Consider the following 3,488-nt stretch of genomic DNA (forward strand, 5'->3'; position numbering starts at 1 on the left):
CCCTTGCGGCTCAAAGCACAGGCTTTGCTGCTGCACGTATTGCCTGCCGCCCTTGCCCGGACCGCCGGCCAGCGGCTCGCCTGCCACAAGACCGGTGTAGAACTGCATGGTGGGTTCGGTCGACCAGACTTCCATCACCCGCCCGCTAATGGGTGCACTCACGCGCGCGCATAGCGCCAGATCTTCATCACTGGCGGCAGAGCGGTCAATCTCAAAACAGTCGTCATACCCGGCGACGAGGCCGATACCGGCCTCGGCTTGCGGGCCGCGCACGCGCTTGTTCAGCACGACCGGCTTGCGCAAATCAAACGGCGTTCCTTCCACCGGCAGCAACCTGCCCGTGGCGATGAGATCGGGCGCCATCTCGAAATAGCGGTCGGCGTAAATCGTGACCTCATGCTCCAGCGCGTTACGACTTCCCACGCCTTCGAGATTGAAAAAAGCATGCGTGGTGAAATTGGCTACCGTGGGGGCATCCAGCGCGAGCGCCTCGTAGTCGAGCACCAGCTCGTTCGCCTCGGTCACGCTGTAGGTCAGGCGCAGCGCCATCGTGCCCGGAAAGCCCTCTTCCCCGTCGGCAAACACATAACGCATTTCAACGCTGGAATCGCTGCACTGCACCGCATCGAATACCCGAAAACGCGAGCCTTTCACGCCGCCGTGCAAGCAGTGGGGACCGTTGTTGGCGGTCAGCACATGCTCCTTGCCACCCAGCGTGAAGCGCGCATGGTCAATACGGCCTGCGTAGCGCCCGATGAAGGCACCCACTGAAGGCGCTCCGCCGATCACGCCGTCGATGCTGTCGTAGCCCAGCACCACGTCGCCAAAATGTCCATCGCGGCCGGGCACCAGAATCTGCTCGATCTTGGCGCCGTAGTTGGTCACGCAAACCGTCATTCCCTGCCGGTTGCGCAGCGTGAACAACCCGACGGACTTGCCGTCGATCTCGCGCACAAACCGCGCGGGATCAAGCAACATGACGGTATTCAGCTTGCTCACTTGGCAATAATGGTCAGCAGTTCTTCGCGTGTGGTCGGATCGGCCATGTATTTTCCGTACAGCGGCCCCATGCGCCTGACCATGGGCGATGCGTCCCTGACCTTGACGAACTGCGAGCCCTGTTTGGTCGTTGTCTCCAGGGCAGCGGCAACTCGCTTGTTCCACAACTCGCGCATCAGGATGGCCGACTTGGCCCCGGCATCGGCGAAAGCGGCCTTGTCTTCCTTGCTCAGCTTGTCCCAGAGTTTCGTCGACACCACCAGCGCTTCGGGCGAGATCACGTGGTTGGTCATATAAACGTTTTTTGCGACTTTGTAGTGGCCGGTGGATTCATACGAAGGCAGGTTGTTCTCGGCACAATCCACTTTACCCTGTTCCAGGGCGCTCAGCACATCCTTGAAAGGCAAGGCCACCGGCTTGGCCTCCATGAGCTTCACCATTTCGATATAAACCTCGGACTGCTGAACCCGGATATTCATGCCGGCCAGGTCCCTGATGTTGTTGACGGGTTTGACGCAGTAAAAAGAACGTCCACCACCGTCGTACCAACCCAGTACAACGAAGCCAGCAGCCTTCAGGTTGGCAGAAAACCGTTCGCCCAGCTTGCCGTCCAGGTGGCGGAACATGTGTGCGGAGTCGGTGAATAGAAAAGGGAGGTTCAGTACCTTGATACCCGGCACGGCATCCGACAGCGGGCCCGAGCTGAACTCAGCCACGTCAATCTCGCCGCTCTTGAGCATCTGAACGGCCTTGGGCTGGTCGCCAAGTGTGCCGCTGTTGAAAAGCTCGATGTTGTAGCGACCACTGGTGCTCTTGGCCACCTGCTCTACAAAACTCTTCATGGCTTCCGATACCGGATAACCATCGGGATGGATGTTCCATGCCCGCAGCTTGGTCTGAGCCATGGCGGCGCTCGCGCATAGGGCAAAAGAGAGGCACAAAAGCCCCTTGAATGAAGTCCGCATGTTTTTGTCTCCTGGCGTGGCTAATAACGGCCAGCCTCTGATGGGCCGACTCGTTTCTTTTCAAGATTGAATCCCTTGCTCGATATTCCCACGGATGCGCGCTCACAACCCAAAGATATCAGGCAATATCACCACTAAATCACGCAACGATTTTTCAATCCAGTTTGATGTTTGCTTCTGCAACAACTTTGGCCCAGCGGCTGCGCTCCTGATTGAAAAACACATCCTGCTGTGCCGGTGTCATGGTCACTACCTCGGCGCCTTGTCCCGCCAACTTGGCGCGGATGTCCGGGCTGCGGATGATCTTGATGAGCTCTGTGTTGAGGCGATTGATGACGGCTGCCGGCGTACCATTAGCCACCAGCAAGCCCTGCCAGGTGCCCGACTCGAAGTTGGCAAGCCCCTGCTCCGCCAGCGTCGGCACATTGCCAATCAGCGGCATGCGCGTACTCTTGGAGACACCCAGGATCTTCAGCTTCCCGCTTTGCACATGCGGCAAGGTGGCCAGCATGCCGTTCATCAACACCTGGGTCTGGCCGGCGATCGTATCGCTGACGGCTTGCGAACCGCCCTTGTAGGGGATGTACTGCCACTTCGCCTTGCTCGCCCGCTCGACCGCAACACCAGCCAGGTGCGGTGCGCTACCCATGGCCGTTACCGCAAAGTTCAGGTCGGTCTTGTGCGAAAGCGCTACGAGCTCCTTGAGATTGCTGGCGGGTACCGAGGGATGAACCACCAGCAGGTGCGGCGAGTAGGCCAGCATCGTGACACCACGCAAGTCCTTGGTCGGGTCGAAACCCAGCTTGGGATAGACCGAAGGGCTGATGGCCAGAGCGCCGGTGTCGCACAGCAGCAGCGTGTAGCCGTCGGGTGCTGACTTGGCCACGATGTCGGCGCCCAGGTTACCGTTGGCGCCAGCCTTGTTGTCCACGATGACCGACTGCTTGAGCGCCTCGGACAGAGGCTGCGCAATGGCGCGCGCGATGATGTCTGAAGAACCACCGGGTGGGTACGGCACCACCAGGCGTATGGGTTTGGACGGCCATGAAGCCTGCGCGCTCGCAGCGCCAGTCCCCAAAGCCAGTGAAGCAGCAATAAGCTCTCGTCGATTGATCGGCATGTTCGTCTCCGGATGTGTGAAAAAGCGGTGTCCTCCACCAGCTGCGCCGTGAGCCTCTGTGGGCTCTTCATGCGGATGAGTTACGCGACTTCGTGGTTGCCCAGAAGTTCAAGCGCGCGCACCAGAGCGGAATGGTCCAGGTCCTGCATGCCGTTGGCGGCACAGGCCTGCATCAGCTGGGCGGCGCCCGCCGTTTGCGGCAAAGCCAGACCCAGCGTACGCGCACCGCTGAGCGCGAGGTTCAAATCCTTCTGGTGCAAGCCGATACGGAAGCCCGGCGCAAAGGTGCGCTTGATCATGCGTTCGCCGTGAACTTCCAGAATGCGCGACGAGGCAAAACCGCCCATCAGCGCCTGGCGCACTTTGGCTGGATCGGCGCCAGCCTTGCTGGCAAACAACAGGGC

At 60.0% G+C, this 3,488-nt stretch carries 4 protein-coding genes; all 4 read right to left on the minus strand.

Annotated features, from left to right (window positions below):
• Positions 1–978: aldose epimerase family protein (locus AC1DWI_RS16805; RefSeq protein ID WP_477725256.1), on the minus strand; the 978-nt coding region annotated here is incomplete at its 3' end.
• A 17-nt stretch (positions 979–995) separates the two neighbouring features.
• On the minus strand, positions 996–1,964 hold the full coding sequence (locus AC1DWI_RS16810) for a TRAP transporter substrate-binding protein (RefSeq protein WP_477671051.1): 969 nt from the start codon (positions 1,962–1,964) through the stop codon (positions 996–998).
• 154 nt (positions 1,965–2,118) lie between these two features.
• The gene (locus AC1DWI_RS16815; RefSeq protein ID WP_477671052.1) at positions 2,119–3,084 is read right to left on the minus strand and encodes a Bug family tripartite tricarboxylate transporter substrate binding protein; all 966 of its coding nucleotides are present in this window, start codon (positions 3,082–3,084) and stop codon (positions 2,119–2,121) included.
• Between the two features lie 80 nt (positions 3,085–3,164).
• On the minus strand, positions 3,165–3,488 hold a 324-nt coding region (locus AC1DWI_RS16820), incomplete at its 5' end, for an NAD-binding protein (protein ID WP_477725257.1).

Source organism: Polaromonas sp. P3_C2 (genome assembly GCF_056402675.1).